Source organism: Pseudomonas sp. NCCP-436 (assembly GCF_019656335.1).
Lineage (GTDB): Bacteria > Pseudomonadota > Gammaproteobacteria > Pseudomonadales > Pseudomonadaceae > Aquipseudomonas.
Window position 1 is genome coordinate 50,637 of the sequence record NZ_BPLZ01000010.1, and the last position, 19,017, is coordinate 69,653.

General features: G+C 60.9%; 21 protein-coding genes and 2 pseudogenes. 11 read left to right on the forward strand and 12 right to left on the reverse strand.

Annotated elements, in window-relative coordinates; all coding sequences use genetic code 11:
- Positions 1 to 23: 23 nt before the first annotated feature.
- The 3 genes from NCCP436_RS11915 to NCCP436_RS11925 all read left to right on the forward strand — a co-directional run bounded on the left by NCCP436_RS11915 (position 24) and on the right by NCCP436_RS11925 (position 1,519).
- Complete coding sequence (locus NCCP436_RS11915; RefSeq protein ID WP_220804220.1) at positions 24 to 422, forward strand: AprI/Inh family metalloprotease inhibitor; 399 nt, start codon at positions 24 to 26, stop codon at positions 420 to 422.
- 20 nt (positions 423 to 442) lie between these two features.
- A complete protein-coding gene (locus tag NCCP436_RS11920) occupies positions 443 to 709 on the forward strand; it encodes a hypothetical protein (RefSeq protein ID WP_220804221.1) in 267 nt (88 codons plus the stop codon).
- 171 nt (positions 710 to 880) lie between these two features.
- A complete protein-coding gene (locus tag NCCP436_RS11925) occupies positions 881 to 1,519 on the forward strand; it encodes an OmpA family protein (RefSeq protein WP_220804222.1) in 639 nt (212 codons plus the stop codon).
- Between the two features lie 51 nt (positions 1,520 to 1,570).
- Here the strand turns inward: NCCP436_RS11925 and NCCP436_RS11930 are convergent, their stop codons facing one another.
- Entirely contained in the window at positions 1,571 to 2,077 is a 507-nt protein-coding gene (locus tag NCCP436_RS11930; protein WP_220804223.1) for a DUF3015 domain-containing protein, read from the reverse strand.
- A gap of 161 nt (positions 2,078 to 2,238) precedes the next feature.
- Between NCCP436_RS11930 and NCCP436_RS11935 the strand changes: the two genes are divergently transcribed.
- Entirely contained in the window at positions 2,239 to 2,613 is a 375-nt protein-coding gene (locus tag NCCP436_RS11935; RefSeq protein WP_220804224.1) for a PilZ domain-containing protein, read from the forward strand.
- A 210-nt stretch (positions 2,614 to 2,823) separates the two neighbouring features.
- On the opposite strand, the gene NCCP436_RS17660 is transcribed toward NCCP436_RS11935, so the two are convergent.
- Positions 2,824 to 2,958, reverse strand: coding sequence for a hypothetical protein (locus NCCP436_RS17660; RefSeq protein ID WP_259651487.1), 135 nt, complete (start codon positions 2,956 to 2,958; stop codon positions 2,824 to 2,826).
- 119 nt (positions 2,959 to 3,077) lie between these two features.
- Positions 3,078 to 4,436 carry a DNA repair protein RadA gene (gene radA, locus NCCP436_RS11940; RefSeq protein ID WP_220804225.1) on the reverse strand — a complete coding sequence of 453 codons (1,359 nt, stop codon included), beginning with the start codon at positions 4,434 to 4,436 and terminating at the stop codon, positions 3,078 to 3,080.
- Positions 4,437 to 4,561: 125 nt separating this feature from the next.
- Here radA and NCCP436_RS11945 point away from each other — a divergent pair, with 125 nt between their 5' ends.
- Positions 4,562 to 5,056 carry a GNAT family N-acetyltransferase gene (locus NCCP436_RS11945; RefSeq protein WP_220804226.1) on the forward strand — a complete coding sequence of 165 codons (495 nt, stop codon included), beginning with the start codon at positions 4,562 to 4,564 and terminating at the stop codon, positions 5,054 to 5,056.
- An 18-nt stretch (positions 5,057 to 5,074) separates the two neighbouring features.
- Here NCCP436_RS11945 and NCCP436_RS11950 read toward each other — a convergent pair whose 3' ends face one another.
- Positions 5,075 to 6,625: a TerC family protein gene (locus NCCP436_RS11950; protein ID WP_220804227.1), complete on the reverse strand. Its 1,551-nt coding sequence runs from the start codon at positions 6,623 to 6,625 to the stop codon at positions 5,075 to 5,077.
- Between the two features lie 282 nt (positions 6,626 to 6,907).
- Entirely contained in the window at positions 6,908 to 7,684 is a 777-nt protein-coding gene (locus NCCP436_RS11955) for a ferredoxin--NADP reductase (RefSeq protein WP_220804228.1), read from the reverse strand.
- 68 nt (positions 7,685 to 7,752) lie between these two features.
- On the opposite strand from NCCP436_RS11955, the gene NCCP436_RS11960 reads away from it, so the two are divergent.
- The gene (locus NCCP436_RS11960; RefSeq protein ID WP_220804229.1) at positions 7,753 to 8,877 is read left to right on the forward strand and encodes a class I SAM-dependent methyltransferase; all 1,125 of its coding nucleotides are present in this window, start codon (positions 7,753 to 7,755) and stop codon (positions 8,875 to 8,877) included.
- Positions 8,878 to 8,889: 12 nt separating this feature from the next.
- On the opposite strand, the gene NCCP436_RS11965 is transcribed toward NCCP436_RS11960, so the two are convergent.
- The 4 genes from NCCP436_RS11965 to NCCP436_RS11980 form a co-directional block, all read right to left on the reverse strand.
- Positions 8,890 to 9,036, reverse strand: coding sequence for a DUF2474 domain-containing protein (locus NCCP436_RS11965; protein WP_220804278.1), 147 nt, complete (start codon positions 9,034 to 9,036; stop codon positions 8,890 to 8,892).
- Between the two features lie 10 nt (positions 9,037 to 9,046).
- The gene (cydB, locus tag NCCP436_RS11970) at positions 9,047 to 10,054 is read right to left on the reverse strand and encodes a cytochrome d ubiquinol oxidase subunit II (RefSeq protein ID WP_220804230.1); all 1,008 of its coding nucleotides are present in this window, start codon (positions 10,052 to 10,054) and stop codon (positions 9,047 to 9,049) included.
- A gap of 2 nt (positions 10,055 to 10,056) precedes the next feature.
- Complete coding sequence (locus tag NCCP436_RS11975; RefSeq protein ID WP_220804231.1) at positions 10,057 to 11,496, reverse strand: cytochrome ubiquinol oxidase subunit I; 1,440 nt, start codon at positions 11,494 to 11,496, stop codon at positions 10,057 to 10,059.
- Positions 11,497 to 11,766: 270 nt separating this feature from the next.
- On the reverse strand, positions 11,767 to 12,771 hold the full coding sequence (locus NCCP436_RS11980) for an AraC family transcriptional regulator (protein ID WP_220804232.1): 1,005 nt from the start codon (positions 12,769 to 12,771) through the stop codon (positions 11,767 to 11,769).
- A 148-nt stretch (positions 12,772 to 12,919) separates the two neighbouring features.
- On the opposite strand from NCCP436_RS11980, the gene NCCP436_RS11985 reads away from it, so the two are divergent.
- The 5 genes and pseudogenes from NCCP436_RS11985 to NCCP436_RS12005 all read left to right on the forward strand — a co-directional run bounded on the left by NCCP436_RS11985 (position 12,920) and on the right by NCCP436_RS12005 (position 15,812).
- Complete coding sequence (locus NCCP436_RS11985; protein ID WP_220804233.1) at positions 12,920 to 13,225, forward strand: MazG-like family protein; 306 nt, start codon at positions 12,920 to 12,922, stop codon at positions 13,223 to 13,225.
- Complete coding sequence (locus NCCP436_RS11990) at positions 13,222 to 13,971, forward strand: methyltransferase domain-containing protein (protein ID WP_220804234.1); 750 nt, start codon at positions 13,222 to 13,224, stop codon at positions 13,969 to 13,971. Before NCCP436_RS11985 ends, NCCP436_RS11990 begins: the two co-directional genes overlap by 4 nt.
- A 76-nt stretch (positions 13,972 to 14,047) precedes the next feature.
- Positions 14,048 to 14,644, forward strand: a complete 597-nt coding sequence (locus tag NCCP436_RS11995) for a DUF4136 domain-containing protein (RefSeq protein WP_220804235.1) — start codon at positions 14,048 to 14,050, stop codon at positions 14,642 to 14,644.
- Positions 14,645 to 14,688: 44 nt separating this feature from the next.
- Positions 14,689 to 15,242, forward strand: a pseudogene (locus tag NCCP436_RS12000) (DUF4136 domain-containing protein).
- Positions 15,243 to 15,362: 120 nt separating this feature from the next.
- Complete coding sequence (locus NCCP436_RS12005; RefSeq protein ID WP_220804236.1) at positions 15,363 to 15,812, forward strand: DMT family transporter; 450 nt, start codon at positions 15,363 to 15,365, stop codon at positions 15,810 to 15,812.
- Here NCCP436_RS12005 and NCCP436_RS12010 read toward each other — a convergent pair.
- The 3 genes and pseudogenes from NCCP436_RS12010 to NCCP436_RS17865 form a co-directional block, all read right to left on the reverse strand.
- Entirely contained in the window at positions 15,738 to 16,748 is a 1,011-nt protein-coding gene (locus NCCP436_RS12010) for an SdiA-regulated domain-containing protein (protein WP_220804279.1), read from the reverse strand. The two genes, NCCP436_RS12005 and NCCP436_RS12010, sit on opposite strands and share 75 nt — an antisense overlap.
- A 161-nt stretch (positions 16,749 to 16,909) precedes the next feature.
- A complete protein-coding gene (locus tag NCCP436_RS17860) occupies positions 16,910 to 17,647 on the reverse strand; it encodes a methyl-accepting chemotaxis protein (protein WP_375709492.1) in 738 nt (245 codons plus the stop codon).
- A gap of 126 nt (positions 17,648 to 17,773) precedes the next feature.
- A pseudogene (locus NCCP436_RS17865) lies at positions 17,774 to 18,841 on the reverse strand (cache domain-containing protein); the annotation flags it as partial.
- Positions 18,842 to 19,017: the final 176 nt, after the last annotated feature.

Consider the following 19,017-nt stretch of genomic DNA (forward strand, 5'->3'; position numbering starts at 1 on the left):
CACATCCGCCGAGGACATCTGTCATGCGACTGCTGCCCCTGACCTGGCTGTGTTTGAGCCTTTCGCTCAGCACCACCTACGCGCAAGACGACGGCCTTAACCACGATCTCCCCAGCGATGCCACTGCCCTGACCGGCCAATGGGATCTGTGGCAAGACGGTGAGGGCGGTGCCACTTGCCCGCTGCGACTTACCGACGAGCTCACCGTGGGCGGTCTGGCGGTGCATATCGATGCGACCTGCGCTGAAGACCTGGGGCTCAGCGATACGCCACATGCATGGTTCTTGCGTCAGGACGGCGCGCTGATCATCAGCGATGCCACACGCCAGGTGCTGCTGCAGCTTTCTCCCTTGCCCGACGGCAGCTTCCGCGATGTACGCAACGGCGAATACGTCGACGCCGTACTGCTCACCCGTCCCTAGGTCACACCGGATGGTTAGCGATGGACACCCGAGCCCTGCTTTTACCCTTGATACTATTGGCCACCCCGACGTTGGCCGATGCCCCGCTGCCCAGTGCCGATCTGCCCGGTGCGCGTGACAGCGAACTGCTCAAACGCTACGAAGGCGCCTATATCATTTCCTACCAGCACAGTGAGTACGATGCCCTGCGCATTCCGCTTTCCCCTCTCAAACCCACTGACACCGCAGGCGAAACCGACGCACACAACAACCGTCTGCACCGGCCCGAGCGCAGCGTCACGGCCTAGGGCAAGACCACGCGGCTGGTCTACCTGATACCGGAGAACCGCTCACCGCTGGAGGTACTGCGCAATTATCAGCAAGAACTTGAAGCCCTGGGTGGTTCGGTTGAGTTTGAGTGCCAGGGCCCCGAATGCGGCGGCGATCCACACCGTGCCACCTCGGGAGGCGGCGGCAAGATGAGCCTGGCGCAGTATTTTCTCTACGAGGACAGCATCAAGGACGCGGCGTTCTCCAATGGCGCCTGTGCACTCACCTCCCGCATCGACGAACAACGCTTCCTCGCTGTCCGGGTACCACAAGAACACACCGACAATTGGGTTACCGTGCACACCTACCGACTAACCCCCGGCAGCTACTGCAAGCCGCTGTCCAGCCGAGTCGCGGCACTGGTACACGTGATCCAACCCAAGCTCCGCGAGCAGAAGATGGTGCAGGTCAGCGCCGACGAAATGGCAGGCGCACTGACGGCCGACGGCAGCATTGCCCTCTACGGAGTCTACTTCGACACCGACCAGGCGCAGATCAAGCCGGATTCGGCCGCAACCCTGCAGGAAATCGCCGCACTTTTACAGCAACACGCCAACCTGAAACTTCTGGTGGTTGGACATACGGACAATCAGGGGGATTACGCCCACAACCTCAGTCTGTCCGACCGTCTCGCTCAGGCGGTCAAGGCGGCGCTTGAGCAGCAGTTTGGTATCGCCCCGGCACGTTTGACAGCCGCCGGCGCAGGCATGCTCGCTCCAGTGGCCAGCAACGACACCGAAGCAGGGCGAGCAAAGAATCGCCGTGTCGCCCTGGTGAAACTCCAATAGGCGACTGGAGATAAAAAAGCCCGGTCTATACCGGGCTTTTTTCGCGGCGGATCAGGCCGATTGCTTAACGTAACGTGCCAGCTGCGCGTCGCGGCTCATAACGTCCAACGTAGCAGCCAGAACCTGCTCACTGGAAACATCAGCCCCGCTGAAAATGCTGGAGAAGTTTTCGTGGGTCACTTTGGCGAAATGCGCTCGATCCTGCGCCTCGACCCCCAGCAGAGTAGCATAGGCATCCAGTGCCTCCCCCTGCCCCTGTGCCATGTCCTCGGCAATGGAGTCGAGCATACCGTTCATCGCCAGCAGCGAACGACCGTTGTAGCCGAGCGCGCCGCTGGTATCGCAGCCATTGGTGCCGGAGGTCATGCCGAAGGTGGCGTTGCCCGAGGTACCGTTGGTGGTGGTGGCCAGAATGTGTGGTGCAAAACCACGCTGCCCCTCAAATAGCATGTTGCCCCAGCCGCAGCCGTTTCCGCCGGCGGCATCGGCAAACGCCCCTGCACTGGCCATGCTCAGCAGACCGAAGATCAAACCCTTGCCCAGCAGTCGCTTGCTCATATGTATCACTCCGTAATAATAAGTTGCGAAAAACGCATAAGTAGATTTGGCGAGATAAGCCTCGCTGTCAATCCCGTTTATCAATACCTGATGACACGAATGACGCCACCGACCCACGCATTGACTATATTCAGACTAGACTGACACAGGCGGAGTTCGGGATGACTGACAAGGATCATGACCGTCGGCGCTTTCAGCGTATCGACTTCAATGCCCCCTGCCTGCTTGTACAAGGCAAGCGACAATGGCCGGTGAAACTCCACGATCTGTCCCTCAAGGGACTGATGGTGGAGCCCCCAGGCGACTGGGACGCCGATCCCGAGCACCCGTTCGAAGTGCACATCAGGCTGGGCAATGAGGCAGAGGTAACCATGGAGGTACTACTGGCTCGCAGCCAGAACCGATACCTCGGTTTCGTCTGCAGCCACATCGACCTGGACTCCATCAGCCACCTACGGCGCCTGGTAGAACTGAACCTAGGCGACGAAGCGCTACTGGAGCGCGAGCTGAACGCCCTCGGCGAAGCCTCTGACTGACGAATATTGCTCACCTGGCGATGAAGCCCGCGCCACACAGCTTCACGATGCCAACGCGCCGATAGCTATCGGCGCGACTCAGCGCCATGCAAAAGGCAGACACCAGCCTGATCCCCGGAGGTCCTGATTGACCATGAATCCCCGGGGATCGCCCCGGTAGCGGGATGACCGACTAGCGGCCGGCGGGCTGCCCCCCCGTAGGTTAACCGCTTAGCGCAGGCGGTCACCGCTGTTGCGGCGCAGACGGCGCGCCTTAAGCTGCTGACGCTCTTTGTCGGTGAGCTGTTCGCGACGGGGCTGATCGATCTGGAAGGATTTGGCGAAAATATCGAAGAAGAGAAACACGGTGGTATACCCATTGTGGATGGATGTGCCTATTCTAGCTCAAAGTTAGGCAGCTAACTATCGATTTAGGTCAATCGCAGCTCGCCTCTGCCTCTGACATAACGCCGCACCCCGCCGCCTCACTCAAAAAGCGCATCCAGCGCCTGCTCAAGACGAGTAACCGCAATTACCTGAAGGCCCGCCGGCGGCTCTTTCGGCGCATTCCCTCTCGGCACGATGGCGCGCTTGAAGCCATGCTTGGCCGCTTCCTTAAGGCGCTCCTGACCGCTGGGTACCGGGCGAATCTCCCCAGACAGGCCGATTTCGCCGAACACCAGAAGATCATGCTCCAGGGGCCGGTTGCGCAGACTGGAAATCACTGCCGCCATCAGCGCCAGGTCGGAGGCTGTCTCCAGCACCTTGACCCCACCAACCACGTTGAGGAACACGTCCTGGTCGTAGGTCGGAATACCGCCATGTCGATGCAACACGGCCAGGAGCATGGCCAGGCGGTTCTGATCCAAACCCAGGGTAACGCGACGCGGATTGGCCAGGTGACTGGTGTCGACCAGTGCCTGAACCTCCACCAGCATCGGTCGCGAGCCTTCCCAGGTAGCCATCACTACACTGCCAGGCACCGACTCTTGGGCACGGGTAAGAAAAATCGCCGATGGATTGGACACCTCCTTGAGCCCCTTGTCGGTCATGCCGAACACGCCCAGCTCATTGACCGCGCCGAAACGGTTCTTCACAGCCCGCAGGAGACGCAGCCGACCATCGGACTCGCCCTCGAAATACAGCACAGTGTCGACCATGTGTTCCAGCACCCGAGGACCGGCCAGTGCGCCCTCTTTGGTCACGTGGCCGACCAGGAAGATTGCCGTACCGCTCTGCTTGGCATAGCGCACCAGCAGTGCTGCACTCTCTCGCACCTGAGCCACGCCGCCGGGTGCCGATTGCAACTGCTCGGTGAAGATGGTCTGGATTGAGTCGATCACCATCACCTTGGGCTTTTCCTGGCGGGCGGTGGCGATGATCGCCTCGATACAGGTCTCGGTCATTACCTTGAGGCGATCCAGCGGCAAATCCAGCCGCCGGGCACGCATCGCCACCTGCTGCTGGGATTCCTCACCTGTGACGTACAGCGCCGGAAATTGCCTGGCGATGTTGCACAGTGTCTGCAGCAAGATGGTCGATTTACCGATACCCGGATCACCACCAATAAGCACCACAGAGCCATCTACCAGGCCGCCACCAAGCACCCTATCCAGCTCTCCGGAAGCAGTGGAAAAGCGCGGAATCTCCTCAACGCTGACCTCGGCCAAAGTTCTGATATTGGCCCGGTCGCCGGCCCAGCCACTGCGTCCGGACGCGGCCCCTCCCTCAATCAGAGTCTCCACAAGGGTATTCCAGGCACCGCAATCGCCACACTGCCCGGCCCACTTGGGAAAGGTGGAGCCGCACTCGGTGCAACCGTACATGCGCTTTGCCTTGGCCATAAGGAGACTCCCACCGCTGTAACTGAGGGCGAAACCATACCGAACAACTGGATAAATTTACAGACCCATAGTGCTTCATCTGCCGGAGATAATGCCCCGCAATCCAGCAACATCCGGGCCAGACCATGCATATAGAACTGTTTCCCGCCACGCCGGATCAGCAGTCGCTGATCCGCAACCTGTACCAGTTCTATGCCTACGACAGCTCGGACTGGGAGGGAGAAGATGTCGAAGCCGACGGTCGTTTCTATATCAACGATGCGCACTTGCTGCGCTATTGGCAGGAGCCGGGCTGGAGCGCCCACCTGATACTTGCCGATGGATTCATCGCCGGCTTCCTGCTGATCGAACGCAGCGAGCTGCCGAGCCTCGATGTGCCGGAGTTCGCCGATCTGTTTCTGCTCAGACGTTATCGCCGACTGGGCATCGGCCGTGCCCTTGTTCTGCAGTTGATGGGCGATGGCAGTAGCTGGCTGCTGCGCTTCTACCGACAGGACGAACTCGCCAACCGATTCTGGCAGCAGTTGTTTACCGAACTACCGAGACCCCCACTGGAAGTCTCGGACCTGGACGAGACAGACGGGCTGCTCAGCTATCTGATCAACCCGCCCGTGCATTAGGAAGGCCGCAAGAGGGTCTCAGCCAGCCAGCGGCTGCAACAGCACCTTGCTGACCCGGCGATCCTTAACTTCGGTCACGGTCAACTGCCAGCCGGCATGTTCCAGACTATCGCCAGTCACCGGCAGACGGTCGAGCAGGCTCATAACCAGGCCGGCGAGCGTCTGATAATCGTCGCTTGGCGCCGCAGCAAAACCTAGCCGTTCGCGCAGCACCGCCAGGTTCAACGCACCATTGATGCGGTAACCGGTGCCGGCGGCTTCGATTTCCGGGCCGTCAACTTCACTGGCGTCCGGCAGTTCGCCGGCTATTGCCTCGAGGATATCGGTCATGGTCAGCAGCCCTTCGAAGGCACCGAACTCGTTGACTACGAAGGCCACGTGGGTGGATGCCTGGCGCATCTGCTCCAATGCACTGAGCACCGAGACACTATCCGGCAGGTTTATCGGTGCACGCACCAGTGGCTCGATGTCCAGTACCTCCCCCTTGAGCAACTCCTTGAACAGCTCCTTCTTGTGGATATAGCCGAGCGGCTCGTCGGGGCTGGTGGAACGACACACCAGCAGACGAGAGTGCGGCGAGTCCAGCAGAACCTGATGGATTTTCTCCTGCGGCGCGTCGATGTCGATGCGATCCACCTCCATGCGATCCGTCATGGCCTTGCGAATCGACTGCTCAGCCAGGCCCAGCACACCACGGATCATAACCCGCTCACGACGATCGAACAGCACCTGATCGCTGCTGTCACCGATCATGTCGGCAATCTCCTCGCCTACTTCATCCGCCTCCAGCTTGCCTCCGAGCAGACGCAATACGGCGTGCGCTGTGCGCTCGCGCAACCCCCGCTCACCCTGCAGGCTGCGCTTGCGCCGGGAGCGGGCAATCTGGTTGAACACTTCGATCAGGATCGAGAAACCGATGGCGGCGTACAGGTAGCCTTTCGGAATATGGAAACCCAGTCCTTCTGCAGTCAGACTGAAGCCAATCATCATCAGGAAGCCCAGGCACAGCATGATCACTGTCGGCCGGGCATTGACAAAGGCGGTCAGCGGCTTGCTGGCCACGATCATCAGGCCGATAGAGACAATTACCGCCAGCATCATCACCTGCAGGTGCTCGACCATTCCCACAGCAGTAATCACCGCATCAAGCGAGAACACTGCATCAAGCACGATAATCTGTACCACCACCGGCCAGAAACGTGCGTAGATGCGGCTGCCGCCGGCTTTGTGGACATGGCCTTCGAGACGCTCATGCAACTCCATGGTGGCCTTGAACAGCAGGAATACACCACCAAACAGCATGATCAGGTCACGCCCGGAGAAATTCTTGCCAAATACCTCCAGCAGAGGTTCGGTCAGGGTCACCAGCCAAGCCATGCTGGCCAGCAGGCCCAGACGCATCAGCAGCGCCAGACTGAGGCCGATCACCCGCGCACGGTCACGCTGCTCGGGTGGCAACTTGTCGGCGAGGATGGCAATGAACACCAGGTTGTCGATGCCCAGAACGATCTCCAGGACGATCAGAGTCAGCAGGCCCAGCCAGGCCGTCGGATCAGCGATCCATTCCATCTAATGTGCAGCTCTCTGTTGGGAAGGATGAAGACAGCCGAAAGCGCTGCACAAACACGGAGCTGGCAGAAGGAAACTCGGCTGGCGGAGAAAATGCGTGGCGACGAACCACAGAGAGGAAAAGTGCCAGACGACACTATCCCCAGGATGTATCACCCTCGCTCCATACGGCGAGGGCGATCGACTACTGTCGCTGTCCATGAAGACCAGAAAATGGGAAACAGGCCCTGCAATCTACTGGAGCCGAACCGGCACTTAAAGGGCATAGATTGTTACCAGTTCTTACCAATAGTTCTCCACCGCCACCTGTCCGGGTCGACGCGTCAGACTGAGATTCAGTCCGCGCGCCTTCAACCGCTGGCGAATATCGGTGATCATCTGTGGGTTACCGCAGATCATTACCCGCGAATGTTCAGGGCTCAGTTCCAACCCGGCGGCCCGCTCCAGCTCGCCATTATCGAGTAGCGTGGTGATCCGCGCGCCAAGACATCCAGGCGCCTGCTCGCGGGTGACCAGCGGCAGGTAGGTAAGCTTGTGGGTGAACTCGGCCAGATGTTCCTGCCCGCCCAGGCCGTGTATAAGCGGCTGATAGGCCAGCTCGGCAAGACTGCGGGCGCTGTAAACCAGCACGATGCGCTCGAAACGCTGCCAGACCTCGAAGTCCTGCAAAATCGACAGAAACGGCGCCACCCCCGTACCACTACCAAGCAACCAGAGATCGCGACCATCGACGAAGCGATCCAGGGTCAGGAAGCCGGTGGCCATCTTTTCCACCAGCAGCTCGTCGCCAACCTGCAGGCGACTCAACTCACTGGTGAACTCGCCGCCAGGCACGACAATGGAGAAGAACTCGAGGAATTCATCATGCGGCGCCGATACCAGCGAGTAGGCCCGCCAGACGATGTCCCCACTGGTCTTGCGCACGCCTAGACGGACAAACTGCCCGGCACGGAAGCGGAAACCGGCATCTCGCGTGCAACGCAGGCTGAACAGGCTGAGCGACCACACACGAACCTCTGTCAGCGTCTGGCGAGTGAACTTGTCTTCGCTGGCGGTCATAATTCCTCCTTCACTGAATTGACTGACAGTCTCGCGCAAACCGCGCACGACAAACACCGACGGTTTCCATGCCTATTCTCACCACGCCCTTCGCCGTACTCGACCTGATTCGCCAACCCGAGCAGCGGGACGAACCACTGCAAGCCTTCGATGCCGCAGACGAGTACCTGCTCAAGGATCTGCACGAACGTCCGTTGGCCGCCGGTAGCCGGGTGCTGGTACTCAATGATGGCTTCGGCGCACTTGCCTGTTCACTGGCTGCCCATTATCGGGTAACCAGCAGCGGCGACTCACATCTGGGCCATCTTGCCCTGCGCAAGAATCTGGCGCGCAACGGGCTGGCCGAAGATGCCGTGAACTTCATTCCGGCCGGACAAGACGCCGCTGGCCCGTTCGATCTGGTGCTGATCCGTGTACCGAAAACTCTGGCTCTACTGGAGGATCAACTGATTCGCCTGCACGGCCATTTGGCGCCCGGCGCACGGGTAGTGGCTGGTGCGATGATCAAGCATTTGCCGCGCGCCGCAGGCGATCTGCTGGAGCGCTACGTGGGTTCAGTGCAGGCCTCGCTGGCGGTTAAGAAGGCCCGTCTGCTATTTGCCACACCACAGAACAGGCCTGCTCCGCAGTCGCCCTACCCGACCCACTACCGTCTCGACCAGCCGCCACTTAATCTGGTCAACCACGCCAACGTATTTTGCCGGGAAGGACTGGACATCGGCACCCGCGCCTTCCTTCCGCACCTGCCACGACATACGGGGCCGATCCGCGTCGCCGACCTTGGCTGCGGCAACGGAGTACTTGGCATCGCCTATGCGCTGGCCAGCCCACAGGCGCAGTTGACCCTGATCGACGAGTCATACATGGCCGTGCAGTCGGCGCGCGAGAACTGGCAGGCAGCACTGGGCCCGCGTGCAGTACAGATCCGTGCCGACGACGGACTGGCCGGACAGCCGGCCGAGTCGCTGGATCTGGTGCTGTGCAACCCGCCCTTCCATCAACAGCAGGTGGTCGGCGACTTCCTGGCCTGGCGCATGTTCCAGCAGGCCCGAGCGGCACTGGTGCGCGGTGGCGAGCTGTGGATCGTCGGCAACCGCCACTTGGGCTATCACGTCAAGCTGGGCCGCTTGTTCCGCCAGGTAGAGCAGGTGGCGGCCACACCCAAGTTCGTGGTGCTCAGGGCAATTCGCTAGCGGCCGGCCGAGCTAGGGAGTCCCCAGCCCGGCTGCGTTCATAAACTGACGCAACAGCCAGGCCAGCATGCCCAGGCTCAGGACACTGGCCGACCAGATCAGCACCAGCCATCCCAGGCGCTGCCACAAAGACTTGCAGCTCGCTTCATTGCGGATCATTCGGCGGGCCTCAGTGATAACCGTCATGCTGGGTTACCTTGCCGCGGAACACGTAGTAGCTCCAGGCGGTATACATCAGGATGAACGGGATGATCAGCAGCGCGCCCACCAGCATGAAGCCCTGGCTCTGCGGCGGTGCTGCGGCCTCCCAGATGCTGATCGACGGCGGAATTACGTTCGGCCACAGGCTGATACCCAGCCCGCTGTAGCCGAGGAATATCAGCGCCAGAGTAAGCAGGAACGGCGAATAGTTACGGTTGTCGGCCACCGCACGCAGCAACGCCCAGGTGCACAGCAACACCAGCAGAGGCACCGGCATGAACCAGAACAGGTTGGGCAGACTGAACCAGCGCTCGGCAATGGCCGGATGCGCCAGCGGCGTCCACAGACTGACGATGCCGGTGGCCGCCAGCAGAACGAACACCAGCGGCCGGGCCAGATCGTGCATCTGCCGCTGCAGACGGCCATCAGTCTTCATAATCAGCCAGGTACACCCCAACAGCGCATAGGCGGCGATCAGCGCCAGGCCACAGAACACCGGGAAGGGCGTCAGCCAGTCTAAGGAACCGCCGACAAAGCGCCGTCCTTCTACCGCGAAACCCTCGATATAGGCACCCAGTGCCACCCCCTGAAAGAAGGTCGCAGCCAGTGAGCCACCGATAAAAGCCTTATCCCATAGGTGTTTGCGCTGCGCCTTGGCCTTGAAGCGAAACTCAAAGGCCACGCCGCGGAAGATCAGCCCCAGCAGCATCAGAATCAGCGGCAGATACAGCGCATGCAGCACCACCGAGTAGGCCAGCGGAAAGGCGCCAAACAGGCCGGCGCCACCCAGCACCAGCCAGGTCTCGTTGCCGTCCCAGACCGGAGCTACGGTGTTCATCATCACATCGCGCTCACCCTCGTCACGGACGAAGGGAAAAAGGATGCCGATACCCAGGTCGAAACCATCCATTACCACGTACATCATCACGCCGAAGGCAATGATGACCGCCCAGATCAGCGGCAGGTCGATACCCATGCTCAGTTCCTCCCAGGCAACGAATCGGTTTCGCCATCTTCAAGGCCCTCGCCGGGAGCCGACAGCGGCCGCGCCGGAGTACGCGGCTGGCCCGGCCCACCCGGCACCACCTCGCGGCCTTCGTCGAGCTGCGGGCCTTTGCGTACCAGGCGCAGCATGTAACTGATGCCGGCGCCAAACAGCGCGAAGTAGACAATTACGAACAGCGCCAGGGTGAAACCCAACTGCTCGGCGCTGTGCCCGGAGGAGGCGTCGGCAGTGCGCATCAACCCCTGGACGATCCAGGGCTGACGGCCTATTTCTGTGGTGTACCAACCGGCCAGAATGGCGATCACCCCGCTCGGCCCCATCCATAGCGCCAGATGCAGGAACGGCCGGCAGTTGTACAAGCGCTCACCGCGTCGCAACCAGGCTCCCCAAACACCAAGCAGGATCATCAGCAGGCCTATACCGACCATCAGGCGGAAACTCCAGAACACTATGGTGGAGTTGGCCCGGTCTTCCGCTGCAAACTCCTTCAGTGCCGGCACCTGCTGGTCCAGGCTGTGGGTCAGGATCAGGCTGCCCAGCGCAGGAATCTCGATCTTGAAGCGGGTCTCCTCACGCTCCATGTCCGGCCAGCCAAACAGAATCAGCGGAGTAGGCTCGTCACCGACGTTCTCCCAGTGTCCCTCGATGGCCGCGATCTTGGCTGGCTGGTACTTAAGGGTATTGAGCCCGTGAAGGTCGCCGATAAAGGCTTGCACCGGCGCCACCAGCAACGCCATCCACACCGCCATCGACAACATTTTGCGAATCGCCGGGTTGTTCCGTCCGCGCAACAGGTGCCAGGCAGCAGACGAACCGACAAAGAAGGCGGTGGCGAGGAAAGCGGCGGTGACCATGTGCGCCAGGCGATAGGGAAACGAGGGGTTGAACACGACCGCAAGCCAGTCCACCGGGATCACCCGACCGTCAACGATCTCGAAGCCCTGCGGAGTGTGCATCCAACTGTTGGAAGCCAGGATCCAGAAGGTGGAGATCAGCGTGCCGATGGCCACCATCACCGTTGAAAAGAAGTGCAGCCCCGGGCCGACGCGATTCCAGCCAAACAGCATCACCCCGAGAAAACCTGCCTCCAGAAAGAAAGCGGTGAGCACTTCATAGGTCAGCAGCGGCCCGGTAATGGCCCCGGCAAAGTCGGAGAAGGCACTCCAGTTGGTACCGAACTGGTAGGCCATGACCAGTCCGGAGACCACGCCCATGCCGAAGTTGACCGCGAATATTTTCACCCAAAAGTGATAGAGGTCGCGATACAGGGGCTTTCCGGTTCTCAGCCAAAGGCCTTCGAGCACGGCCAGGTAGCTGGCCAGGCCGATGGTGATGGCCGGAAAGACGATATGAAAGGAAATGGTGAAGGCGAACTGAACGCGAGCGAGATCAAGCGCCTCAAGGCCGAACATGGCACATCCTCATACAGGTTATCCCGGCCCGGCCTGCTTGCCGGACATGGGCTCCAAGCGTTGGAGTCGCAACCGCCACGATTGTTCTTATGGCATGAGACGCGGGCGCCCATCGCTCGCCGGAGAACGCCCCGGAAATTGCGTATTGACCCAGGTCAGTTCTCGGGAAAAAGCTTACGCCTTCCGTCGGAAAGCCATGCTGTGGTTATTTGCCGCGTGACAGATCACCACGGCACCAACATGGGAAAGGGCACAGGCAGGGGGCTGCACTCAGCGGAAATCACCGACGTCGGCGAGTTTGCGGCCGTTCTTGCGGAACTCAACCGGCGTCTGGCCGACCCAGCGTTTGAAGGCCCGATAGAAGGTGCTTGGTTCGGAAAAACCGGTACGCTCGACAATCACCTCGATGCGCTCATCGGTGTTGAGTAGCAGTTCCTTGGCCAAACGACAACGGTAGTCACTGGCCAGATCGTTGAAACGCACACCAGTCATGGCCAGGCGCTCGCGCAATCGCCGTACCGGCATATCAAGACGGGTCGCCACCTGCTCCAGGGTCACGCCGCCATCGGCCAGCAGCTCAGCGATCAGCTCGCGCACCTGGCGCACCAGTTGCTGCCGCTCGGCCTCCATCAACCGGCGCCGCAACAGCTTTTCATGCATGCGCAGCTCCGGCGTTGCGACATGCCGTAACGGACGCGCCAGCACTGACGCATCAAACATCAGCACACAAGCCTCAGCCCCGAGGTATACCGGACAACCGTAAGCCGCCTGGTAGTATTCGTCCGAAGCCCCCTCGGCATGGGCAAAATGCACTTCGTGCAGACTAAAGGAACCGTCGCTCAGACTTGCAAACAGACGAACCAGCACGCCGACCAACATTTCCGACCAGTGCCGTGGCATGTTCGCTGGCAACGTGATGCGTAATCGCGCCCGGGCCGTATCGCATTCCAGCTGCGCTTCGGCCGACTCGCATAACAGCCGCATATAGCGCAGGGCATGGCGCAGGCCGGCGCCAAATGTTGGGCCGGAGAAGAACAGGGCCTGCAGCCACTGCAGCTGGATGCTTGGCAAATGCCGGCTGAGGAACAGGCCGACATGCTCCTCGCCACAGAGTTCTCCGGCAGCCTGCCAGAACACCGCCTGGTGTTCACCGTCCAAGCGGCCGTCTTCTGAGAGGGAAATGCGCGCCAACAGCGCGGCCGGATCCACCCCACAGGCCTGCAAGGCATCAATCACCGGACGCGTCAACGCCATGTCCCTGGTCAGATCACGCATGTTCATCGCTGTTATTGTGATTTTTGAACCGCGTCATCTTATGGCCGTGTGCCATCTCACGCAAATCATCAGCCACCATTCTGGTTGCGCCGGCGCTTGCAGCACGCGACATTCGCCCCGAAGCTATGCGGCTCGAAAGGAGCCCTCGATGAACCTGCACGAACTAACCGCCCGTCTGCACGCCATTCGCGACCACAACCAGTGGCAGCGTTTTCACAGTCCGAAGAATCTGGTCATGGCCGCCAGCGTCGAAATGGCTGAGCTGATGGAAATCTTCCAGTGGCTGAGCGAGAACGAATCGCGTCGCCTGGGCGACGAACAGCTTGCCCATGCCGGCCAAGAGATCGGCGACGTTGTGCTCTATCTGTTGCTGCTGTGCAGTGAGCTTGGTCTGGACATGGATAAGGTAGTACGCGACAAACTGGCCGACAGCGAGAGGCGCTTCGTCCGATGAGCGACCGTCACTTCGATGAGCTGGCCGCACGCTTCGCCGAGAAGATCTACGGCGGCGCCAAAGGCGCCATCCGCCTGGCCGTGCTGCAGGCTGATCTGGCCGAAGCACTGCCACAGCGCCCCTTGCGCGTGCTGGATGTAGGCGCCGGGCTCGGCCATATGAGCCTGTGGCTGGCTGAACGCGGTCACGCCGTGACCTTGGCCGAACCTGCTGCGCCAATGCTCGACGGTGCGCGCCAGCGGTTTGCCGAGGCCGGCTGCAGCGCCACCTTCATCCAGGCACCCTGGCAGGAACTGCCCGACCATTTCGACCAGCCCTTCGATGTGCTGCTATGCCATGCCGTACTGGAATGGCTGGCCGAACCTGCCGCCATTCTCCCCGTGCTGCACCAGCTGACCACACCAGGCGGCTGGCTGTCGCTGGCCTTCTACAACCGCGACGCGCTGATCTACCGCAATCTGCTCAAGGGGCACTTCCGCAAGCTGCGCAAGGAACGTTTCGCCGGCGAGGGGCAGAGCCTGACGCCTCAGCAGCCGCTGGATCCGCGTGAACTGGAGATGCAACTCCAGCCAGCCTGGCAGGTCGAAAGCCGCAGTGGCGTGCGCGTGTTCCACGACTACATGCCGCAGGAATTCCAGACCAGAGCCGCACCAGCCGAAGTGCTGGAAATGGAGCTGGCTTATCGCCGTCATCCTGCCTTTGCCGGGCTCGGCCGCTACCTGCACTGGATCTGCAGACCACGCTGACTACCGGATATGGATGCATGCGGGAGCCAGGCACAATCTGCAGCAAAGTCTCTGTACAGACTCCACGGAGGCCATCATGCGAAGTGTCATCACCTGGCTCAGCCTGTTGCTGACGGCATGCCAGAGCGCCAATCCTTACCGGGCCGAGTCTCTGCCGATCCCGACAGCCCCGCCCGGGGCCGCCAGCACCTTCGACCGCAGTGCCTATCCTGCCCCGCCACGCGATTACGGCCACTACCGCAGTTGGAGCTGGGCTGACGGGCAGCCGTCGAGCACCAGCCCTGCGGCAGATGCCGGACAACTGGCACAAAGCATCAGCGCCACCCTCGATCAGTACGGCCTGCGGCCGGCAATCAGCGGCAGCGGCGAGTTACTGGTTCGCGCCCACGTCGAGCAGCAGACCCGCCTGTACCACTACCAGGACAATTGGGGCGGCTACTACGGCAGTCACCCTCACTGGAATCCTCACTACGCAGCCTGGGGCACACTACCAATAACCCGCAGCGTTGAACGCAAGGTGACTGTAGCCCGGATAGACCTAGTTGATGCGCACGACCGCCAGATAGTCTGGAGCGGACAGGGCGAAGCCTTCACCGGCCAGGATCAGGCAGCTCAGGCCAGCTCCCTGAGGGCGGCCCTTCGCGCGGCACTGAACGGCTATCCACCATACTGATCAACAACCCTCCTCAGTCCTCCTCAGTGAAATCGGAGACTCTTATGCGCCCCCTGACCTGCTTGCTGCTGATGCTATTGCTGGGAGGGTGCAGCACCCTCGACCTGGATCGCGACTACGATCCGAACCGCGACTTTGCGACCTATCACAGCTGGAGCTGGCGGACGCCGCGACTCGTCTACCAGCCCGCCGACCCGCGACTCCAGAGCGACCTAACCGAGGCCCGCATCAGCCAAGCGATAGCCAATCAGCTTGAACAGCGCGGTCTGCGCCTGGTTCCAGCTCAACAAGCCGACCTGCTTGCCCAGAGCGTACTGATAGTTGATGAGCGCCTGGATCAAGTCACCACCCATTACGGCGGCGCCTGGTCCGGCTACTGGGGGGCTACTTGGCTGGCCCGGCCTTCAGCGAAACACGCCGGGTGGACTACAAGGTGACTACCCTGCAGATCGACCTCTACGACGCTCGCGACGGCAAGCTGGTCTGGCGCGGCAGCGGCGCCCAGATAATGCGCAAGCTGCCACCCAGCCCGGCAGAGCGCGAACGGGCAATTCGCGAGACGGTAAACCAGATACTTTCCCAGTATCCACCTCACTGAGTGAGGCCGGCTGCCAGTGGCGTCGACGCCACAGGTCACAGAGTCATCATCAGGCTCTGATGCAGCACACCCGGCAACTGGCGTAAGCTCCTCCCCCTTAAATTCCCTTAGGAGTACTTGATGAACCACATCAGCAGCTGGCTGCTGGCCCTCCCCTTCCTTGCCGGCGCATTGATGCCTCTGCAGGCGGGCATCAACGGACAGCTTGCCCGTCAGCTTTCCAGTGTATTTTCGGCAGCCCTGATCTCCTTTGCCGTCGGCACCCTGGCACTGCTGCTGATAACCCTGAGTCAGAGAGAAATACCCGCCTTCAGCGCGCTCCGCGAACTGACCTGGTGGCACTGGAGCGGCGGCCTGCTCGGCGCATTCTTCATCGCTACCGCGGCCTTTGCCGGTCCAAGAGTCGGAGCGCTGCTGTTCATGGCACTGGTGATCGCCGGACAACTGGCCATGGCCGTGGCCCTCGACCACTTCGGCTGGGCCGGTTTTCGTGAGTCACCCGTTAACTTCAGCAAGATTGCCGGACTGGCACTGATAGTTGCCGGTATCTGGATGATCAGACGCGCCTGAATCAGCTTTCTCGAACCGATAGAACAGATTCGGTTCGCTGACTAAAAACAGATTGCCATACTCATCAAAGGTCATCCCTTCGCCCTGCGGGACGCTGTCCTGCAGACCGGCGAAACCGCTCAGCAGTGTCTGATAGCCAATCAGCTTCCCCTGATGATCCAGCTCGACCAACATCTTCGACTGGTCACTGAGCACCATCAGGTGACCTGTACATGCGTCGAAATGTACCGAGGACAAGTCGGTGACCGGCATTTCTTCGACCCAGTCCTGACGATCAATGATCTCGAGATCGAAATCCCCTTCCATGCTGCGCTTAAGGCCACGGATCTCGTAGAGCTTGCGCGGTGAGTGCTCCTTGACCACGAACAGCCGGTCGCTCCGGCGGTCATAATCAAACCCCTCGAAGCCTTGGTTACCGCCCAAATCAATGCTCAGGGTCAGAGCCCGGTAGTCGTCGCGATACAACGTACGAGGCCTGTCAGGCAATTGAATGCGTACCAGTGCCTGACTGCGCTCTTCGCTCACCAGCAACTGACCGTCTCCCAGGTAGGCCACCCCCTCCACATCGCTGAATCCGTTCAGCGGATAGCGCTCCAGCAAGCGTCCGTCTCGATCCAGTAGCAGCAGTTGCTCAGGATTGTTGACCACCGCCCAAATATGCCCACGCTCATGGTCGTAGCTCAAGCCGGAAAGGTTGTCGTTAACCCCATGGACTTCCCGAGCATCGATCGTGACCCGGAACTTGGAGTGCAACAGGCTTCGCGGTGCCATGTCACCCTCATGCCACTGGCTGCTAATCCAGAAATACAGCCGGTCGTCCAGGTGCAGCTGGTGCAGTATCTGATGGACACTCAGCAAGGAGAACAACAGGAGCGCCCATTTCCATGGGCTGGTGACAGACAGCCTTCCCGGCCACCCCTTGATAGCGGACAACATAGAAAACGCTCGCTTCGGCAATGGAGGTGCCGCGCACTGACCGTACAGTCCGGTGGCGGGCCAGGTGTCGGACAACCCTGGCGATCAGTGGTTCAGGGCAAACTGCACGATTTCGCGCGAACGGGCGAGCCGGCGAGCAGACGGCGCCCGGAGACAAACATTCAGAGCCTGAACTTACCCATCTGTCTGGCCAGATCTTCGGCCAGGCGACTCAGGGTACGGCAGTCCTCGCGACAGGAGCGCACCTCATCGGCGGTAGCATGGGCCAGATCGGCGATCCCCTGGACATTGCGGTTGATTTCTTCGGTTACCGAGCTTTGCTCCTCGGTGGCGGCCGCCACCTGGGTGTTCATGTCACTGATGCGTTCGATCTGTCCGGTAATCGCTCCCAGCGACTGCCCGGTGCGCTGTGCAGACTCAACACCAGTGGCGGTGGCCGACTGGCCGGCGTGCATCGAGCTGACCGCGGTTTCCGCGCCTTGCTTGAGGCGCTGAATCATCTGCTGGATCTCGTCGGTCGAGGCCTGGGTGCGACTGGCCAGTGTACGCACTTCGTCAGCCACCACCGCGAAGCCACGGCCCATCTCACCAGCCCGGGCCGCCTCGATCGCAGCGTTGAGTGCCAGCAGGTTGGTCTGTTCGGAAATGCCGCGAATCACTGCCAGCACCTGATCGATGGAGGCCACCTCCTCGGCCAGCTTGCTCACCGCTCCAGCCGCACTGCCAATATCTGCCGACATCCGTTCGATATGAGCGACGGACTGGCCGACCACCTGACGTGCTTGCTGCGCCTCGTCACGGGCGACATGCGACGACTGGGCTGCGTTACTGGCGTTACGCGCGATTTCCTGCACGGTCAGGCCCATCTCATGTACGGCCGTGGCTACCATATCGGTCATTTCCTGCTGCTGGCCGGCACGCCCGGCGGTGTTATCCACCACCTGAGCCACCTGTTCCACGGCCAGGCGCAGACGCTCGCTGATGGCCAGTACTTCGCCGATCAGCTCGCGCTGACTACCGAGAAAACGATTGAAGCCGCGGGCCAGATCGCCCAGTTCGTCAGCCCGTGCATCGTTCAGGCGGCGGGTCAGGTCGCCGCCGCCACCACCGATTTCCACCAGCGCCTGGGTCACCTGACGTATCGGCCGAACCAGCCCACGCGCCAGCACCACCACCAGCCCCAGAAATAGTAAGGCCACGGCAATACCGATCAGGCTAGTGGTCAGCAGAGCCTGGCGCGCTTCGCCATAGATCTCATTCTCCGGCACCTCGCTGACCAGCCACCAGTCGATACTGGCGAGCTTCTGCGCCACCGCCAGAAAGGCTTCACCCTGCCGCTCGAAACGCACCGCGCCGCTGCCGCCAGCCAGCACCTTGCGACCGGCTTCATCACCGAACAGTTCGACAAGCCTGGCCCTGCCACTGAGTTCGGAACGAGGATGCACCTTGATGTCGCCCTCGGCATCAACGAGAAACACCTGGCCACGCTCGCCGAAGCGGAACGCGCTGATCATCTGCGACATGTCGGCCAGGTTGTAACCCAGCCCGGCCACTCCCAGGGTCTTGCCGTCGCGCTTGATGCGCTCATTGATGAACAGGGTTGGCAGGCGAGTGGTTTTGTCGATATCTATTTCCACCACCTGGTCACGGTCGCTGTCGACCAGTCGGTAGAACCACTGATTTTCCGCCTGACTACGGTCGATGGTGCGCATCAACCCCTCTCCAGTGGTGTAGTTGCCGCTGGCCAGGGCAACGATGGAGGTCGTCATGGCGTTCTGCTGTGCCCGTACGCCTTCCAGATAGCGCGCAAATACCGGCCGTTGAGCCTCGTCCTCCCCGCCTGCCAGCCAGTCCTGTACCAGGGTGTTGCTGGCAATCGCGGCGTTGGCCGTGATCGGTGCACTGAGCACCCGCTCCAGATCATTGCGAATGGCCTGCACCCGGGCCGGCAGGGCTTCTTCGACCAGATAGCGCTCGGTGAGCCGGTCAACCACCGCCGAATAGATTCCGACCACGATGAGGATACTGGCGAGCAGGGCCGCGCCCATGCTCAGAATCAACTGCCACTGAATACTGCGTCGCCAGAGCTGCATACGGCGTCTCCTGCTGCGGCCGGGGATACTGGATCAGCAATTGGATACCAAACTGTACACAAAATGCAATTCTCTCTCCTTGAAAGAGCTATCGACAGAACGACGTCCTGCTTTACCTCTTTGCAGCGTAAAACCAGCCTCTCCGACAAACGGAACATCTGGGCCGATCATAGAAC